At 70.5% G+C, this 16060-nt stretch carries 15 protein-coding genes; 8 read left to right on the top strand and 7 right to left on the bottom strand.

What is annotated here, in order from left to right; translation table 11 throughout:
• Positions 1-223: 223 nt before the first annotated feature.
• From AC4D12_RS12825 to AC4D12_RS12815, 3 genes are all read right to left on the bottom strand, one after another.
• Positions 224-1387: a glycosyltransferase family 4 protein gene (locus AC4D12_RS12825; RefSeq protein WP_490950319.1), complete on the bottom strand. Its 1164-nt coding sequence runs from the start codon at positions 1385-1387 to the stop codon at positions 224-226.
• 92 nt (positions 1388-1479) lie between these two features.
• The gene (locus AC4D12_RS12820; RefSeq protein WP_490950318.1) at positions 1480-2385 is read right to left on the bottom strand and encodes a potassium channel family protein; all 906 of its coding nucleotides are present in this window, start codon (positions 2383-2385) and stop codon (positions 1480-1482) included.
• A 96-nt stretch (positions 2386-2481) separates the two neighbouring features.
• The gene (locus tag AC4D12_RS12815; protein ID WP_490950317.1) at positions 2482-3117 is read right to left on the bottom strand and encodes a DUF1684 domain-containing protein; all 636 of its coding nucleotides are present in this window, start codon (positions 3115-3117) and stop codon (positions 2482-2484) included.
• Between the two features lie 89 nt (positions 3118-3206).
• Here AC4D12_RS12815 and AC4D12_RS12810 point away from each other — a divergent pair, with 89 nt between their 5' ends.
• The gene (locus AC4D12_RS12810; RefSeq protein ID WP_490950316.1) at positions 3207-3959 is read left to right on the top strand and encodes a TSUP family transporter; all 753 of its coding nucleotides are present in this window, start codon (positions 3207-3209) and stop codon (positions 3957-3959) included.
• An 85-nt stretch (positions 3960-4044) separates the two neighbouring features.
• Positions 4045-5304 carry a cell division protein PerM gene (locus AC4D12_RS12805; protein ID WP_490950315.1) on the top strand — a complete coding sequence of 420 codons (1260 nt, stop codon included), beginning with the start codon at positions 4045-4047 and terminating at the stop codon, positions 5302-5304.
• 81 nt (positions 5305-5385) lie between these two features.
• On the opposite strand, the gene AC4D12_RS12800 is transcribed toward AC4D12_RS12805, so the two are convergent.
• Positions 5386-5814: a hypothetical protein gene (locus AC4D12_RS12800; protein WP_490950314.1), complete on the bottom strand. Its 429-nt coding sequence runs from the start codon at positions 5812-5814 to the stop codon at positions 5386-5388.
• A 93-nt stretch (positions 5815-5907) separates the two neighbouring features.
• On the opposite strand from AC4D12_RS12800, the gene purN reads away from it, so the two are divergent.
• A complete protein-coding gene (gene purN, locus AC4D12_RS12795) occupies positions 5908-6492 on the top strand; it encodes a phosphoribosylglycinamide formyltransferase (protein ID WP_490950313.1) in 585 nt (194 codons plus the stop codon).
• The gene (gene corA / locus AC4D12_RS12790; RefSeq protein ID WP_490950312.1) at positions 6489-7505 is read left to right on the top strand and encodes a magnesium/cobalt transporter CorA; all 1017 of its coding nucleotides are present in this window, start codon (positions 6489-6491) and stop codon (positions 7503-7505) included. Before purN ends, corA begins: the two co-directional genes overlap by 4 nt.
• Positions 7506-7575: 70 nt before the next feature.
• Here the strand turns inward: corA and AC4D12_RS12785 are convergent, their stop codons facing one another.
• Entirely contained in the window at positions 7576-7740 is a 165-nt protein-coding gene (locus AC4D12_RS12785) for a hypothetical protein (protein ID WP_490950311.1), read from the bottom strand.
• 150 nt (positions 7741-7890) lie between these two features.
• Between AC4D12_RS12785 and AC4D12_RS12780 the strand changes: the two genes are divergently transcribed.
• Positions 7891-8493, top strand: a complete 603-nt coding sequence (locus AC4D12_RS12780) for a DUF6318 family protein (RefSeq protein ID WP_490950310.1) — start codon at positions 7891-7893, stop codon at positions 8491-8493.
• Positions 8494-8617: 124 nt separating this feature from the next.
• Here AC4D12_RS12780 and AC4D12_RS12775 read toward each other — a convergent pair whose 3' ends face one another.
• Both AC4D12_RS12775 and AC4D12_RS12770 read right to left on the bottom strand, forming a co-directional pair.
• Complete coding sequence (locus AC4D12_RS12775; protein WP_490950309.1) at positions 8618-9970, bottom strand: MFS transporter; 1353 nt, start codon at positions 9968-9970, stop codon at positions 8618-8620.
• Positions 9971-10104: 134 nt separating this feature from the next.
• A complete protein-coding gene (locus tag AC4D12_RS12770) occupies positions 10105-10710 on the bottom strand; it encodes a DUF6434 domain-containing protein (RefSeq protein WP_490950308.1) in 606 nt (201 codons plus the stop codon).
• A 114-nt stretch (positions 10711-10824) separates the two neighbouring features.
• Here AC4D12_RS12770 and purH point away from each other — a divergent pair, with 114 nt between their 5' ends.
• From purH to AC4D12_RS12755, 3 genes are all read left to right on the top strand, one after another.
• Positions 10825-12429 (top strand): bifunctional phosphoribosylaminoimidazolecarboxamide formyltransferase/IMP cyclohydrolase, encoded by a 1605-nt coding sequence (purH, locus tag AC4D12_RS12765; protein ID WP_490950307.1) that lies wholly within the window; start codon positions 10825-10827, stop codon positions 12427-12429.
• A gap of 136 nt (positions 12430-12565) precedes the next feature.
• Positions 12566-14788 (top strand): NADP-dependent isocitrate dehydrogenase, encoded by a 2223-nt coding sequence (locus AC4D12_RS12760; protein WP_490950306.1) that lies wholly within the window; start codon positions 12566-12568, stop codon positions 14786-14788.
• Between the two features lie 131 nt (positions 14789-14919).
• On the top strand, positions 14920-15990 hold the full coding sequence (locus tag AC4D12_RS12755; RefSeq protein ID WP_490950305.1) for a hypothetical protein: 1071 nt from the start codon (positions 14920-14922) through the stop codon (positions 15988-15990).
• Positions 15991-16060 lie beyond the last annotated feature (70 nt).

Raw genomic sequence — 16060 nt, 5'->3', positions numbered from 1 at the left:
ACCGCCGCGCGCGACGCCGATTCAAGGATCTCGGCTTCGTTCTCCGGCTCGGGTGCGCCGAAGTAGATGTCGTGTTGGGCAGCGGTATCGGTAATCGGAACCTCCAGGGATGGGCGTGTGACTTCCCCATGATAGGTCCTGCTACCCGTCCGTTCTGTCGGCGGGCACCCTACCCCCACAGTGGGTGCAGGGTCCAGAGGAGGGGAACCGGAGGTGCGTGTTGCTACGGGGCGCGCCGAACCCTGTCCGCCACTTCGGCGCGGCGCGCCTGCACAGCGATGGCCTTCTCGTAGAAACCGACGAGCTGTTCGCAGAGGACCGGCCAGGTGCGTCCCTGCACGGAGGCGTGCGCTGCCCGGCCGAAGGCCCGGCGCTTGGCGTCATCACCCGTCAGGTCCGCGACGGCGTCCCGCAGGCCGGCGAGATCCCCCGGCCGGTAGAGCCACCCGGTCCGGGAGGGGTCCACGAGGTCCAGTGGCCCGCCGCGGCCGACGGCCACCACCGGCACCCCCGACGCCATGGCCTCCTGGATGGTCTGGCAGAAGGTCTCCGACTCGCCGGGATGCACGAAGAGGTCGAGGGACGCGACCATCCTTGCGAGGTCGAGTCCGCTCTGGAACCCGGCGAAGTACGCGCGGGGGAGCTTCGCCCGGAGGCTCTCCTTCAGTGGCCCGGAACCGATGATCACCAGGCGCGTGCCCGGCATGGCGTCGAGCACCGCGAGGTCCTCCACCTGCTTCTCTGCCGCGAGCCTGCCCACGTACCCGATGAGGCGCTCCTCCGGGCCGGCCACGGAGGCCCGCCACTCGGCGTCGTACCGGGTGGGGCTGAAGCGCTCCGTGTCCACGCCGCGCCGCCACAGGTTCAGGCGCTGTACGCCGTGGGAGCGCAGCTGGTCGAGCGCGAAGGAGGAAGGCACGAGGGTGAGGGTGGAGGCGTCGTGGATGTTCTCGACGCGCTGCCAGAGGAAGGACTCCAGCCAGGGGAAGCCGTAGCGCGCCGCGTAGGCGGGCACCTCGGTCTGGTAGATGGACACGGAGGGGATGCCGAGCTGCTCGCTGGCCTGGACGGCACGCCAGCCGAGCACGAAGGGCGAGGCGATGTGGACGACGTCGGGCCCGAACTCGGCGAGGATGCGGCGCACCCGCGCCACCGTCCCGGCGGCGAGCCGTACGTTGGCGTACCCGGACAGGGGCACGGACGGCAGGGTGTTCACCGGGTACCCCTCGACCGTGGCGGGCGCCTCGTCGTCGAGCCAGGACGACGACGGCGCGATGACCAGGACGTCGTCACCGCGGCTCCTCAGGTGCGCGAGCACCTTGAGCAGCGAATGGGTGACCCCGTTCATGTGGGGCAGGAATGATTCAGCGACGACAGCGATCCTCACCCTTCAAGCGTCCCGCTCCCCGACGCTCGGGGGGCCACCACCGGGTGGAGGTCGGGTGAACAGTCGGCAAAATGGGGCGCGGACGCGCCCTGTCAGGTCGCGCTGCGATCCGGGCTGTTCCCCGTGCGTTGCTCCGGGTGGTCGCGGCCCGCGTGGTCGTTGGCAGCGTGGTCGGTACCCGCGTGTTCGCGGCCGGCGTGGGCGCCGTGCGCCAGCTGCCGCGTCAGGGTGTCGAGCTGCAGGCTCACGCTGTCGAGCCGCTGCTGGACGCGCTGGTCGGACCCCGGGTCCTGGGCCTCGGCGGCGCGCGCCGACGCCACGTTCTCCACGAGCCACGAGGCGAACGCCGCCGTGACCGCACTGAGGACGCCGATCCCGCCGATCATGAGCCCGGCCGCGACGAGGCGTCCGGCTCCCGTCACCGGATAGTAGTCGCCGTAGCCCACGGAGGTCACGGTGGTCAGCGCCCACCACAGGGCGTCGGGCAGGGTGGTGATCGTCGCTCCGGGCGCCTCCTGCTCCACGTCGAGCACGGCCAGTGCCCCGGCGTAGCCGAGCACCACCATCGCGGAGACGACGTACAGGACGATGTGCCCGCGCAGCACGTCCCCGCCCGAGCGGTTGAGCACCCGCAGCAGCGGCACCAGACGGAGCAGTCGCAGTGGCCGGAGGACGGGCAGGAGCAGGATGACCAGCTCGTGCAGGTGCCGCACGAACCACCGGCCGCGCTCGGGAGCCTGGAGCAGCGTGGCCACGTAGTCGAGCAGGAAGAGGGCCCATACGCCCCAGATCACCGCTTCGAGCACGACGGCGAGGGCGGGCTCCGGATCCAGGGTCACCTGCACCGAGTACGCCGCGAGATACGCGAGCGCGGCGAGGATCAGGGGGATCTCGGTGCGCCGCCGCCACGCGGACTGCCGGGAGAGCGCCTGATCCGCTGCCGGGTCCGTCGGTGGGTCCATCGCCTGGTTGATCGCCTTGTTCACCGGATGCTTCACCGACGGTCGCTCCTCGGACGTCCTGAGGCGGAACGATTCCGCCGGAAGTGATCAGCCTACGTACTGTTCCGGCGCGGTGGTGCGGCGGATCCGCCGTCAGTACTCGCGGTACAGCTCCCCGACCGGGACGTCGTCGCGCAGCCTGTTGTCGGGCCCGGGGAGCGGGCAGGCCCACGCCTCGTCGTAGGCGCAGGACGGGTTGTACGCGAAGTTGAGGTCCACCACGAGGCTGCCGGCGCCCCTGCCCTCGCCGAGGTGCGCCCCCTTGATGGTGTCGAGGACGTACCGGCCGCCGCCGTAGGTGCCGCCCGGTACACCCGCGGTGCCGTCGCGCAGCGGCAGGAACAGCCCGCCACCGTAGGACGCGAGCTTCCAGAGGGCGAGCTTCCCGAGACCGGCCAGGGTGAGCGACCCGAGGCGGCGGAACGGCACCACGCCGTCGGTGCCCGTCTCGACGTCCATCACCTGGCCTGCGCCGTCGTCCTCCAGCACCGCTTCGAAGCGGAACGCGGGGTCGTAGGGCGCCACCGCCAGTCCGGCGAAGGAGGCCCTCGCGTCCGCGGAGAGGGCCGACGCCGGGTGGGAACGGAACAGCTCGTTGCGCCCCAGCACCCAGAGGCCGTGGGCCGCCTCCGGCGACTCGGTCGCCGCGCACACGCGGACCTCCTCGTACAGTCCGAAGACGCGGCGGCGCCAGTCGGCGGTGGCCAGGGCCGTGGTGAGGGCGGTCATGGCATCAGGCTACCGCCGGTCACGTCACAGAGGAGGGGTGGTGCGGTGCGGTCGGGAGTGGTTCGTTGCCCCGGCGTACTGTAGCTCGGGTGACCTTCGGCATCTTCTGCATCGTGCTGGTTTCCATCCTCGTGGGGGCCGTCGCCCAGCGCATCGCGGGCCTCGGGTTCGCCCTGCTCATCGCCCCCTTCCTCGTGATCATCCTCGGACCCCACGCGGGCGTGCTGCTGGTGAACATCTGCGGTGTGGTGTCCTCGGCGATCATCCTCGGGCGCGTGTGGCGGGACATCGACTGGAGCATGTTCCGGTGGCTCGTGGTCCCGTCCCTCTTCGGCTCCATCCCGGGTTCCATCCTCGCCGTCGCGGTCCCCTCGGCGCCCCTGTCCGTCACCGTGGGCGCCGTGGTCCTCGTGGCTCTCACCATCTCCCTCGTGCTCCAGCGGTCCGACGTCGTGGTCCGCGGCAACCCGCCGAAGGTCGTCGCCGGATTCACCGCCGGCGTGACCAACTCGATGGCGGGGGTCGGCGGCCCCGCCGTCAGTGCCTACGCCCTGCTCTCACGCTGGCCGCAGCGGTCCTTCGCGGCGACGCTCCAGCCGTTCTTCATGACCATCGGGCTGGTGACGCTGGTGACCAAGCTGCTGATCGACCCCACTCAGGCGCCCGTCCTCGCGGTGTGGATGTGGATCGCCATCCTCGTGGCCATCATCACGGGGATCTTCGTGGGCGAGAAGCTGGCGCGGTTCGTGCGCGACGACCAGGCGCGCCTGTTCGTCGTCGTGATCGCGTTCGTCGGAGCAGGCCTCGCCGTGGTCAAGGGACTCGTCGACATCGCGGGCTGACCACACCTGCACGTCCTCACCCGCACACCGCGAGGAGCCGCGTCGGTCGGCGCTCATGAGGACGCCCGGTGGCACCATGGAGGGGATGAAACTCCCCGTGAAACCCCGTGCCCTTCCCATGCCCCTGTGGCTGCAGGGAGTGTTCGAGCTCGGCCAGGCAGCCGTGATCTCCGCGCTGCTCGTGGTGATTCCCGTGGCTGCCGTGTGGCTCACGGGCGGCTTCGCCGACGGGTCGGCCGAGACCGCCGCGCGCCTCGCCGGCCAGGCGTGGCTCGTGATGCACGGTGTGCCGCTCGTCCTGCAGGGCTCGCCGGAGGCCGGGGTCCTGCACGTGATCCCCTTCGGGCTCGTGCTGATCCCGCTCGCCCTCGCCTGGCGCGCGGGCCGACGGCTCGCCCGTGCCTCCTACACGGACCAGCTGTGGCAGGCGCTGCTCGGCGCCCTCGTGACCTACGCCGGCGTGGGAGCCCTCGTGGCCTCCTTCTCGAGCACGTCCGCGGCAACGGCGCCGGTCCTCGCGGGGGCCCTGGTGCCGCCGGTCTCCGCCGCCGTCGGCCTGCTCTGCGGTGCCTACCGCGAGGCGGGGGCGTGGAGCCGACTCGTGGGGGTCGACGCCGCGGCCTGGGTGGCGCGCACCAGCCAGCACTCCCGCTGGGCGGGCTCCTACGCGTGGTCCGTGATCCGCGCCGGTCTCCTCGCGGTGCTCGTGTCGCTGGCGCTCGCGTCCGTGCTGCTGGCCGTCGCCGTCGGCTGGAACTGGGCGGAGATCGCGGCCGTGTACGAGCGTATCGACGGCGGGATCGCCGGGGCCTCGGTGGTCACCCTCGTGCAGCTCGGCCTGCTGCCCAACTTTGCCGCGTGGACCATGGCGTGGTCCACGGGTGCCGGTTTCGCTCTCGGCAGCGGCAGCGCGATCACGCCGCTGGCGAGCACCGTGGGTCCGTTGCCGGCACTCCCCGTGCTCGGTGCCCTGCCCGCCGGGGTGCTGGAGTACGGCTATGCGGCGCTCGCCATCCCCGTCCTCGCCGGGCTGCTGGCCGGCTGGTGGTTCTTTCGGGAAGGGGAGAATCACCTCGACGAATGGCTCGTGCTCCACAGCGACCTCCGCTGGCTGACGTCCACCGCCTCGACGCTCGCGCTCGCGCTCCTCATCGGTGTCACCGCGGGCCTGGCGGGCGCCGGCGTCGCGCTGCTCTCGCGGGCATCGCTCGGACTCGGCCGGTTGACGGACCTCGGGCCGGATCCCCTGTTGGTGGGGCTGTGGCTCGCGCTGGAGGTCTTCGTCGGAGCGGTGCTCGGACACGCCGTCGGGCCGCTCCTCGAACGGGAGCCGCGCCGCCGCTGACGAACCGCCGCTGACCGAACCGCCGCCGGGGAGGACCGGGCCGCTCGCGCTCGCGTGGGCTTCTACGGCTGTCTGGAGGCGTCAGCCGCTCACGCCGTCGAGCCGGCGCAGCCCCTCCTCGCACTCACTCGTGGCCTGGAGGGTGAGGGCACGGGACATGCAGTCCTCGTACCGCTCGGTCACGGGCCAGAGGAGAACCGAGGCGCCCACGCCGGCCGCCAGGAAGAGCGAGGCGGCGAGCCCGAGGCAGGTCGCGACGAGCACCATGCGGTGGAGTTTCGCGCCGAGCACCTTCACGAGGGCGACGACGCCGAGGGCCAGTGCGGTGAGCGCCAGGACGAGCCCGGCCACCTTCCACGGAAGCGCCAGGCTGCTGGTCAGGACGGCGCCGAAGAGGGCCAGGAGGAAGAGCCTCAACCACAGCTGCGCGGAGGCCTTCGCGGGGTCGTCGGGCCGCTCGCGTTCGCTCCCGGTCGTACGTGCGCCCTTCGGCGTGCCCTGCCCCGCCATGATTCCTCCGTGTTCCGACTCCGCCTGCGGATCGTTCCGCGACCGTGGTCCGCCGGTTCAACCCTAGGTGAGGGGAGACCCTATGGTTGGTCCATGCGCATCGTAGTCCTCGTCTCCGGGAGCGGATCCAACCTCCAGGCAGTGATCGACGCCGTCGGCGAGGGCACGCTGCCGGTCACGATCGCCGCCGTCGGAGCGGACCGGACCGGCACCGGGGGAGTGCAGCGCGCCGCTGACGCAGGGATCCCCACCTTCGAGGTCGAGTTCCGTCGGTTCGACGACCGCGCCGCGTGGAACCGGGCACTCACGGAGGCCGTCGCCGCGCACGAACCCGACTACGTGGTGTCCTCCGGCTTCATGCGAATCGTCGACCAGCAGTTCCTCGACCGCTTCCCGGACCGGTACCTGAACACGCACCCCGCCCTCCTCCCGAGCTTCCCCGGTGCCCACGGGGTCCGCGACGCCCTCGCCTACGGCGTGAAGATCACGGGCTGCACGGTGATGATCGCCGACGCCGGCGTGGACACCGGGCCCATCCTCGCGCAGGCGCCGGTGGCCGTGCTGCCCGGGGACACCGAGGCCTCACTGCACGAGCGCATCAAGGTCGAGGAACGCAGGCTGCTCATCGAGACCCTCGCCGCGCTCGCGGCCGGGGCACCCGAGGCGCCGCGCCGATGACCCTCGTGGCCAACGCCGTCTACGTGGATGGCCGCAAACGCATCAACCCCGAGACGCTGGACCAGACCTTCGAGTTGATGAGGGACAGCGGCGGCATGGGGTGGATAGGGCTGTACCGGCCCGAGCGCGAGGAGCTGCGCGCCGTCGAGGCGGAGTTCAACCTGCACCCGCTCGCCGTCGAGGACGCCCACAACGGGCATCAGCGCGCCAAGCTGGAGCGCTACGAGGACACGCTGTTCGTGGTGCTCCGCCCGGCCCGCTACCTCGACGCCGAGGAGAAGGTGGAGTTCGGGGAGCTCCACATCTTCGTGGGACACGACTTCGTGGTCACCGTGCGCCATGCCGAGTCACCGGACCTCGCGGTGGTGCGCCGCCGGCTCGAGGCGGACCCGACGCTGCTGTGCCTCGGTCCGCAGGCCGTGCTCTACGCGCTGCTGGACCAGGTGGTGGACGAGTACCAACCCGTGGTCCAGGGCCTCGAGAACGACATCGACGAGATCGAGGACGAACTGTTCGGCGGATCACCGGACGTCTCGCGGCGCATCTACGAACTGCACCGGGAGGTGATCGAGTTCCAGCGGGCAACGCAGCCACTCGAGAACATGATGGAGGCGCTTCTGAGGGGCTCGGAGAAATACCAGCTGGACGCCGAGCTCAGCCGGAACTACCGCGATGTACAGGACCACGTGATCCGCGTCGTCGAGCGCGTGAACACCTTCAGGGCACTGCTGCAGAACGCGCTGACGGTGCACTCGACGCTCGTCGCGCAGCGCCAGAACGAGGAGATGACGCGCCTCAGCGAGACGTCGCTCCACCAGGGCGAGGACGTCAAGCGCATCTCCTCCTGGGCGGCCATCCTCTTCGCTCCCACCCTGATCGCCTCGATCTACGGCATGAACTTCGACGTCATGCCGGAACTGCACTGGACGCTCGGCTACCCGTTCGCCCTCGTCCTCATGCTGGCCATGGGCGGCGGCCTCTACTGGGCCTTCAAGCGCAACAACTGGCTCTGATGCAGGAACCGGCTCCCGGACAGGAGCCCGGCCGTCGGCGGATCGACGGCCGGTCCGGCCGACCTGCGAACTATCGCTGCACCCGCGAACGGACGCGCTGGAGCACGAGGAGGACGGCCGACGCGACCAGCACGACGAGACCGATGTAGAGCAGGAACTTCAGGGTCTCGACTGCAATTCCGAGAACCAGGAGCACGAGGGCGATCAGGGCGAGGGCGATGAGAAGGGATTTCATCCATTCAGTATGGGCACGTCCGACGTTCCGGGCCGAATGTGCGCACCTCGGGCATGCGGTGGCGGTCGGCGTCGGGAAGTTGCCTTGGGCATCGGTAAAGTGGAGAAGGCTTTCGCGCCACTTCCGTTCTCGAACTCCGTTGGGACCACTATGAACTTCGCACGTACGGCGGCCACCGCCGCCATCACCCTCCTGGCACTCACGGCCTGTGCCGGCACCCCCGAGTCCACGCCCGCGACGACGGCGGACACCCGCCCCTCGCCTGCGAGCTCGACGGCGGCCGCAGCCAACATCTCGCGCCCCGCGAGCAACGACCTCGTGGCCGAGGCGACCCCCGCGGGAGCGAAGGCCTTCCTCTACTACTACTTCGACCTCAAGTCCTATGTGCTGCAGACCGGCGACTCCGCTGCGGTCACCGAGGTCCTCGACGGCGCTGCGTCCGAGCAGGAGGACGCCGAGCGCCTGCAGGGTGTGTACGACGACGGCGGCTGGGTGCTGGGCGGTCAGCCGAAGGTCGAGAACGTGCTGCTGACCACGGCGGAGGAGGACGTCACGGAGGGCGCCGACGTCACCGCGCTGATCCCGGTGAACCCCGATGCCTACACGGAGTTCGCCGAGGACGGCTCGGTCACCGAGCAGCGCCCGTACTCGTCCGAAGGAACCATCTACACCGCGACGGTCCGCTACGCGGACGGCGCCTGGGCCCTCGTCTCGCTCGAGGAGACCCCGGACGCGGAGCTGCCGGAGGCGTAGTCGGCCACGGTTCCACCCGCCCCACTGCTCCACACGCACCACGGCATCACCACGAACGGAAGGAGTGCCACCCTCGCGGGTGGCACTCCTTCCGTGGTCGGGACGCGGGTCGGGGGACCCGCGGTCACCTCAGGGTTTCGGCCTTGGTCTCCGGCGCGTTGAACGCCATGAAGACCACCGCGAGGACAACCAGGCCGCCGATCAGCGCGAAGGTGAGCGGGAGGCCGAGGTAGGGCCACAGCAGGGTGCCGAAGATCAGCGGTACGAGGCCGGCGCCGATGCGCGAGATGGTGGACGCCCATCCGAAGCCGCTGCCGCGCAGCTCCGTGGGGTACAGCTCGGAGACGTAGGTGTAGAGCACCGGGATGGCCACCTGCACCACGAAGCCGAAGCCGAGCAGCCAGGCCGTCGCGACGGCGGGGAGGTCGAGCGTCAGGGCGAAGATCACGAGGAGCAGCGCCGACCCCGGGCCGGTGATGGCGAGGAGCCACTTGCGGCCCACGCGCTCCACGAGCAGCGCGGCGGCCACGACCCCGAGGAACCCGACGCCGGTCATGAAGGTCGTCGTGATGAAGGCCACCGACTGCCCGTAGCCGGACTGGATCAGGATGCGCGGCATCCAGGTCAGGGCGCCGTAGTACACCAGCAGGATGGTGAGGAACAGGCTCCAGGCCGTGAGCGTGATGCGCCAGTTGAAGCGCCAGAGGCCCGTCAGCTGCCCGGACACACTGCCGATCGAGAGCTTCGGGGTCGCCTCGGGCTCGGGCAGGCGCCACGCGCGCCGCTCCGCGCCCGTGCGGTCCACGAGGTCGTCGATGACGGCACGGGCCTCCTCGCTCCGACCGCGCTGCACGAGGTAGAGGGGTGACTCCGGCACGCCGCGCCGTACCCAGAAGACGAGGAGCGCGGGAAACACCAGGACCAGCATGGCGTGGCGCCAGTCCCCGCCGTTCGCGATGACCGCCGTCGTCACCACGCCGCAGAGGAACGCACCGATGGGCCACCAGGCGTCCATCGCGGTGAGGACCCTGCCCCGCTGGCGTCGCGGTGTGAACTCGCCCACCAGGGCGTAGTCCACGGGGATGCACCCGCCGAGGCCCACGCCCGCGAAGAAGCGGAAGACGCAGAACCAGACGATGTCGGGGGAGAAGGCGCCGAGCACGGTGAAGATCGAGAACACCAGCAGCGTGAGCGCGAAGGCCTTCTTGCGGCCGATGATGTCCGCGATCGAGCCCCAGGCGAAGGCGCCGATCGCCATGCCGAGCAGATTGGACGTGGCGACCCACGCGGCCTGTCCCGGTTCGATGCCCCAGTCGGCGATGAGCAGCGGGATCAGATAGGCGTTGAGGGTCACGTCCCAGGCGTCGAACATGAAGCCGAGGCCGCCGATGAGGAAGATCTTCCCCTGGACCTTCCAGCGCCAGGGAAGCTCCTGGACCACCTGGTCGCCTGTGGGGAGCTGGGTGTCGATGCTCATGAAGCCTCCGGGGAAGGGGCGGGTGTCTGGGAGAACTGTACCGCCGTGCTGCTGCCCCGCTTCACGGGTGACGGCGTGCGACGTCGGGCTCCTGGACGGGCGTCGGTGCGGCGCGACCGGCCTGCCGGAGGCGCTCAGGTGGTCTGCCCGCGTGCCTCGACGGGGAGGGATCGGTGCACCGCCCAGGCATCGAGCCCGGCCGAGCGCGGTTCACCCGGGTGGCCCCGGTGCCACTCACGCATGAAGCGGTTGAGCTCGAACTGCGCACCGATCTCCCTGCCCGGCGTCGATCGGGTGGCGTACCAGTGCTCCACCGCGTCGCCCAGCGTGCGGCCGCCGGAGGTCGCGATGAACTCGCGCATGGCCTCGTCGAAGCGGAAGGCGGGCCCGATCACCTCGGTGCAGTACCGGCGGAGCTGCTGGGAGCAGCGTTGGCCCGCGGGGAGCACCGTCCCGGGAGTCAGGGGCTCCACGAGGGCCGCGGCCGCCGCGGGCCGCCGGGGCTTCACGGGCACCGCCCGCCCTACGGCCGGCGTCGACCCCGCGTCCGGCGTCGACCCGGAGGAGGACGCATCGCGATCGAGGTACGCGACGAGCGTCGCCGTCAGATCCTGTTTGCCGCCCGCAGTGCTGACCCCGACGGACCGGGCGAAGGCCGCGAGTTCGGTCCGGAGCCAGTACCAGCGCAGCAGTTCGTTGCCCGAGAGGTCCTCGGTGAGGGCAGGACGCGCGTCCGTCATGGCTCCCAGCGTGCCATCCACCACCGACATCGTCGAGCACCGGCCCCGGGCCCCGCCGTCCGCCCCGATAGACTCGTGGGCGACCCCGGCGACCCACCACGAACGGACACCTGCGTGAGCCTGACCCACCTCGACCGCGTCCCCCTCCGACGAGCACTCATCTCGGTGTTCGACAAGACCGGTCTGGAGGAGTTGGCCCAGGGACTGCATCGCGCCGGCGTCTCGATCGTCTCCACCGGTTCGACGGCGCAGCGCATCGCGGCTGCAGGCGTCCCCGTGACCGAGGTGTCCGAGGTGACCGGGTTCCAGGAGACCCTCGACGGGCGCGTGAAGACCCTCCACCCCAAGGTGCACGCCGGGATCCTCGCGGACCGCCGTCGCCAGGAGCACGTGGACCAGCTGGCGGAGCTCGATATCGAGGCCTTCGACCTCGTGGTCGTGAACCTCTACCCCTTCGTGGAGACGGTCCGCTCGGGTGCGGACTCCGACGCCGTCGTCGAGCAGATCGACATCGGCGGCCCGGCCATGGTGCGGTCCGCCGCCAAGAACCACCCGTCGGTCGCCGTCGTCGTCGACCCGGCGCGCTATGCCGACGTCGTCACCGCCGCCGCCGAGGGCGGCTTCGATCTGAGGGCGCGACGCCGGCTGGCCGCGCTCGCCTTCGCGCACACCGCCGCGTACGACACCGCCGTCGCCTCCTGGACGGCCGAGCAGTTCGACACGGACGACGACGCCTTCACCTTCCCCGGCTACGCGGGCCTCGCGCTCGAGCGTTCCGAGGTGCTCCGCTACGGCGAGAACCCGCACCAGGAGGCCGCGCTGTACGTGGAGAGGGGCGCGACGCCGGGCATCGCCCAGGCGGACCAGCTCCACGGCAAGGCCATGAGCTACAACAACTTCGTGGACGCCGACGCCGCCCTCCGCGCAGCCTTCGACTTCGACGAGCCCGCCGTCGCGATCATCAAGCACGCCAACCCCTGCGGCGTGGCCGTCGGTTCCGCGGACGCCGCGGACCCGATCGCGGACGCCCACGCGAAGGCGCACGCCTGCGACCCGGTCTCGGCGTTCGGCGGCGTGATCGCCGCGAACCGCGAGGTCACGGCGGGCATGGCGGCGAGTGTGAAGGACATCTTCACGGAGGTGGTCATCGCGCCGTCGTTCTCGGCCGAGGCCGTCGAGATCCTCTCCCAGAAGAAGAACATCCGGCTGCTCACCCTGCCGGAGGGGTACGGCCGGAACCCCCTGGAGATGCGCCAGGTCTCCGGGGGAGTGCTGATGCAGGTCGCGGACAGGCTCGACGCCGACGGCGACGACCCCTCGGGCTGGACCCTCGCCGCCGGTGAGCCTGCCGACGACGCCACGCTGGCCGACCTCGCCTTCGCCTGGAAGGCGTGCCGCGCCGCGAAGTCCAACGCGATCCTCCTCGCCTCCAACGGCGCCTCCGTGGGTGTGGGCATGGGTCAGGTCAACCGCGTGGACTCCTGCCGCCTCGCCGTCGAGCGGGCCAACACCCTCGCCGACACCGAGCGCGCCCGCGGCTCCGTCGCGGCGTCGGACGCCTTCTTCCCCTTCGCCGACGGCCTGCAGATCCTGCTCGACGCCGGTGTCCGCGCCGTGGTCCAGCCGGGCGGGTCCGTGCGCGATCAGGAGGTCGTCGACGCCGCGAACGCCGCCGGCGTGACGCTCTACCTCACGGGCGCCCGCCACTTCTTCCACTGACGCATGGTCGGCCTGTCGAGGCCGTCGTCGGGCGTTCCCAGTTGTTAGGCGAAGCCCGCGCCACCTCGGTAAGTTAGAGCCGATGCCCGACCCCCACCCGACCGCAGTACGCAGACCACCAGGGAGACGCCACCGCATGGCCAAGATCATCTACACCCACACCGACGAAGCGCCGATGCTGGCCACCTACTCGTTCCTGCCGATCGTCGAGGCGTTCGCGTCCACGGCCGGCGTCGAGGTGGAGATCCGCGACATCTCACTGTCCGGACGCATCATCGGACTCTTCGGTGACCGCCTCACGCCGGAACAGCAGATGCCCGATGCGCTCGCGGAGCTGGGGGCCCTGGCGAAGACGCCGGAGGCCAACATCATCAAGCTGCCGAACATCAGTGCCTCCATCCCGCAGCTCAAGGCGGCCATCGCCGAGCTGCAGTCGCAGGGCTACGCGCTGCCGGACTACCCCGACCACCCGTCCACCGACGAGGAGAAGGACGTCCGGTCGCGGTACGACAAGGTCAAGGGCAGCGCCGTGAACCCGGTGCTGCGGGAGGGCAACTCCGACCGCCGCGCGCCGCTCTCCGTCAAGAACTACGCACGCCAGAACCCGCACAGCATGGGGGCGTGGACGTCGGAGTCGAAGACGAACGTGGCTCACATGACGCGCGACGACTTCCGTTCGAACGAGCAGTCCGTCGTCATCGACGCGGACACCACCATCACCATCCAGCAGGTCGGGGCGAACGGCGCCGTGACCGTGCTCAAGGAAGCCATCCCGGTCCTCGAAGGTGAGGTCGTCGACGGCACGGTCATGCGCGCTGCCGCCCTCAACGAGTTCCTGACCGCCCAGGTGGCCCGCGCGAAGGAGGAGGGCGTGCTCTTCTCCGCCCACCTCAAGGCCACCATGATGAAGGTCTCGGACCCCATCATCTTCGGTCACGTGGTGCGTGCGTTCCTCCCCGAGCTCTTCGCGACCTACGGCGAGCAGCTCACTGCAGCAGGCCTGAGCCCCAACAACGGCCTCGCGTCGATCCTCGGGGGCCTCGACAAGCTGCCCGCGGACGTCCGCGAGGGTGTCGAAGCGGCGATCGCGAAGGGGATGGAGGACGGCCCGGCGATCGCCATGGTCGATTCCGACAACGGCATCACCAACCTGCACGTCCCGAGCGACGTCATCGTGGACGCCTCGATGCCCGCGATGATCCGCACCTCGGGCCACATGTGGGGCCCCGACGGCTCGGAGGCGGACACGCTCGCCGTGCTGCCGGACAGCAGCTACGCAGGGATCTACCAGGTGGTCATCGACGATTGCCGCGCGAACGGCGCGTTCGATCCCACCACCATGGGCACCGTGCCGAACGTCGGCCTGATGGCGCAGGCCGCCGAGGAGTACGGCAGCCACGACAAGACGTTCGAGATCCAGTCCGAGGGCAAGGTGCAGGTGGTTGACGCCGCCGGGACCGTCCTCATCGAGCATGACGTCGCCCCCAGGGACATCTGGCGCGCGTGCCAGACCAAGGATGCCGCCATCACCGACTGGGTGAAGCTGGCCGTGACCCGCGCCCGTGCCTCCGCTACCCCCGCCGTCTTCTGGCTGGATGAGACCAGGGCCCACGACGCCAACGTCATCGGCAAGGTCAAGGCCTACCTGGCCGAGCACCCGGCGGACGACGCCCAGCTCGAGATCATGACGCCGGTCGACGCCACGGCCTTCACCCTCGAGCGCATCCGCAAAGGCGAGGACACCATCTCGGTCACCGGCAATGTGCTGCGTGACTACCTGACGGACCTGTTCCCGATCCTCGAGCTCGGCACCAGCGCGAAGATGCTGTCGGTCGTTCCGCTCATGAACGGTGGCGGACTCTTCGAGACCGGAGCCGGCGGGTCGGCGCCGAAGCACGTGCAGCAGCTCGTCAAGGAGAACCACCTCCGCTGGGACAGCCTGGGTGAGTTCCTTGCTCTCGCCGTCAGCTTCGAGCACCTGGCGACGACGACGGACAACCCGCGCGCGCAGGTCCTCGCGGACACGCTCGACCGCGCCACCGGAACATTCCTGCTCGAGAACAAATCCCCGAGCCGCAGGGCGGGGGAGATCGACAACCGGGGGAGCCACTACTTCCTCGCCCGCTACTGGGCGGAGGAGCTGGCGAAGCAGGACGACGACGCCGAGCTCGCCGAGAGCTTCGCCCGCGTGGCCGAGGCGCTGACGGGCAACGAGGACACCATCGTGGCCGAGCTGCTCGCCGTGCAGGGCTCCCCGGTGGACATCGGCGGGTACTACCACCCGGACGTCACGAAGGTCACGGAGGTCATGCGACCCTCTGCGAAGCTCTCCGAGGTCCTCGAGCACCTCGCCTCGTAGCAGTCCCTCCTCCATCAGCCGGTGGTCCCTTCGGGGCCCACCGGCTGATCTCGTTCCGGCCGGGTGTTTACAGGCGCTCGGCAGTGGGCTTATGGTTGCTCAACGGTCTCAGCCTGGGTGGTGTAAGTGCGATGAAGATGCAAAAGCGTCGGTCTCTCGCTACCACCCTGCGCCTTTCCCTCCTCACCGGAGCCGGCGCCCTCGGCTGGATGGCCCTCGGAGCCGGCGGAGCGTCCGCAGCCGAACTTCCCGCCTCGTCAGGTCTTCTCGGTTCCGTGTCCGACGTCGTCCAGACCGCTGCCGCACCCGTCACGGCCCTCACGGACCCCCTCGCGTCAGCGGCCCGGAGCGCTCAGGCGCCCGCCCCCGTGGCGCCGCAGGTCACTCAGCTCCTCACGGAGCCCGTGGGCTCCGTCCTCCCTCCCGTGACAGCTACCGTCGACAACGTCATCGCTCAGGTACCGATCGTCCGGTCCGTCGTCCCGCAGAACACCGTGACCGAAGTGACGAGCCCCGTCGTGGGGACGGTCGACGCCGTCGTCGGTGGAGTGACGCAGCCCGTGCTCGACGTCGTGGAGCCGGTCGTCCTGGCACCCGTTGCCGAGGTCATCGACCCCGTGGTCGAGCTCCTGCCGGTTCCCGCCATCGGGGCCGTTCCGGTCGTCGTTCCCGCTCCCGTCGTCGTTCCCGCTCCCGCCGCCCAGCCGGAGACCGTCCTGCCAGATGCCGCTCCGGCCCCGGCTCCCGTGCTGACCACCGATGCTGCACCCGAGGCGCCCGCGGCGCTTTCTGCGCCCGAGGTCGCCACACCCGTGGCAGCGCAGCGTGCGGCTGTGGACGCACCGGTCCAGCTCACTGCCCCTGCCACCATCGAGGCTCGGACGGCTCTCGCCGAGCTCACCACGGCCGCCGTCCGCGTCGCAGCCACGCCGGGCGCCGCGAGCGTCATGGACATCGCCGTCCTGCCGGTCCTCGCAGCGGCCGGCTCGGTGACGCTGGACTCCTCACCGCTCTCCTTCGCCCCGGCTGGTGCCTTCGGCGGGTCCGCATCCATCACCGGAGCCGGTTCTGCCGCCCCCGTGGCGGCCCTCGGGGGCGCGCTGTTCCTCCTCGTCCTGCTCGTCGGCGGGCGTGCCCGTCGCGACGCCACGGCTCATCTCCCTGCCGCTCCGACGTTCGATCCCGGCTCATCTCCTGATTAGTGGTGGCCTCGCCGCGCCCTCGCGCGGCTGACGGCTCTCGGCGTTCCGGCGCCTCCAACCCACTTTCATA

The sequence above is a fragment of the Arthrobacter sp. TJ-266 genome, assembly GCF_058269115.1.
Note: the sequence above shows the minus strand (reverse complement) of the source record. Positions and strands in the feature narration are given on the sequence as shown.

Bases quoted from the DNA above. Each gene is read 5' to 3' on its own strand.
- AC4D12_RS12815 (WP_490950317.1), bottom strand. From the start codon at position 3,117: ATGACCGCCCTCACCACGGCCCTGGCCACCGCCGACTGGCGCCGCCGC.
- AC4D12_RS12805 (WP_490950315.1), top strand. From the start codon at position 4,045: ATGAAACTCCCCGTGAAACCCCGTGCCCTTCCCATGCCCCTGTGGCTG.
- AC4D12_RS12800 (WP_490950314.1), bottom strand. From the start codon at position 5,814: ATGGCGGGGCAGGGCACGCCGAAGGGCGCACGTACGACCGGGAGCGAA.
- purN (WP_490950313.1), top strand. From the start codon at position 5,908: ATGCGCATCGTAGTCCTCGTCTCCGGGAGCGGATCCAACCTCCAGGCA.
- corA (WP_490950312.1), top strand. From the start codon at position 6,489: ATGACCCTCGTGGCCAACGCCGTCTACGTGGATGGCCGCAAACGCATC.
- AC4D12_RS12785 (WP_490950311.1), bottom strand. From the start codon at position 7,740: ATGAAATCCCTTCTCATCGCCCTCGCCCTGATCGCCCTCGTGCTCCTG.
- AC4D12_RS12780 (WP_490950310.1), top strand. From the start codon at position 7,891: ATGAACTTCGCACGTACGGCGGCCACCGCCGCCATCACCCTCCTGGCA.
- AC4D12_RS12775 (WP_490950309.1), bottom strand. From the start codon at position 9,970: ATGAGCATCGACACCCAGCTCCCCACAGGCGACCAGGTGGTCCAGGAG.
- AC4D12_RS12770 (WP_490950308.1), bottom strand. From the start codon at position 10,710: ATGACGGACGCGCGTCCTGCCCTCACCGAGGACCTCTCGGGCAACGAA.
- AC4D12_RS12760 (WP_490950306.1), top strand. From the start codon at position 12,566: ATGGCCAAGATCATCTACACCCACACCGACGAAGCGCCGATGCTGGCC.
- AC4D12_RS12755 (WP_490950305.1), top strand. From the start codon at position 14,920: ATGAAGATGCAAAAGCGTCGGTCTCTCGCTACCACCCTGCGCCTTTCC.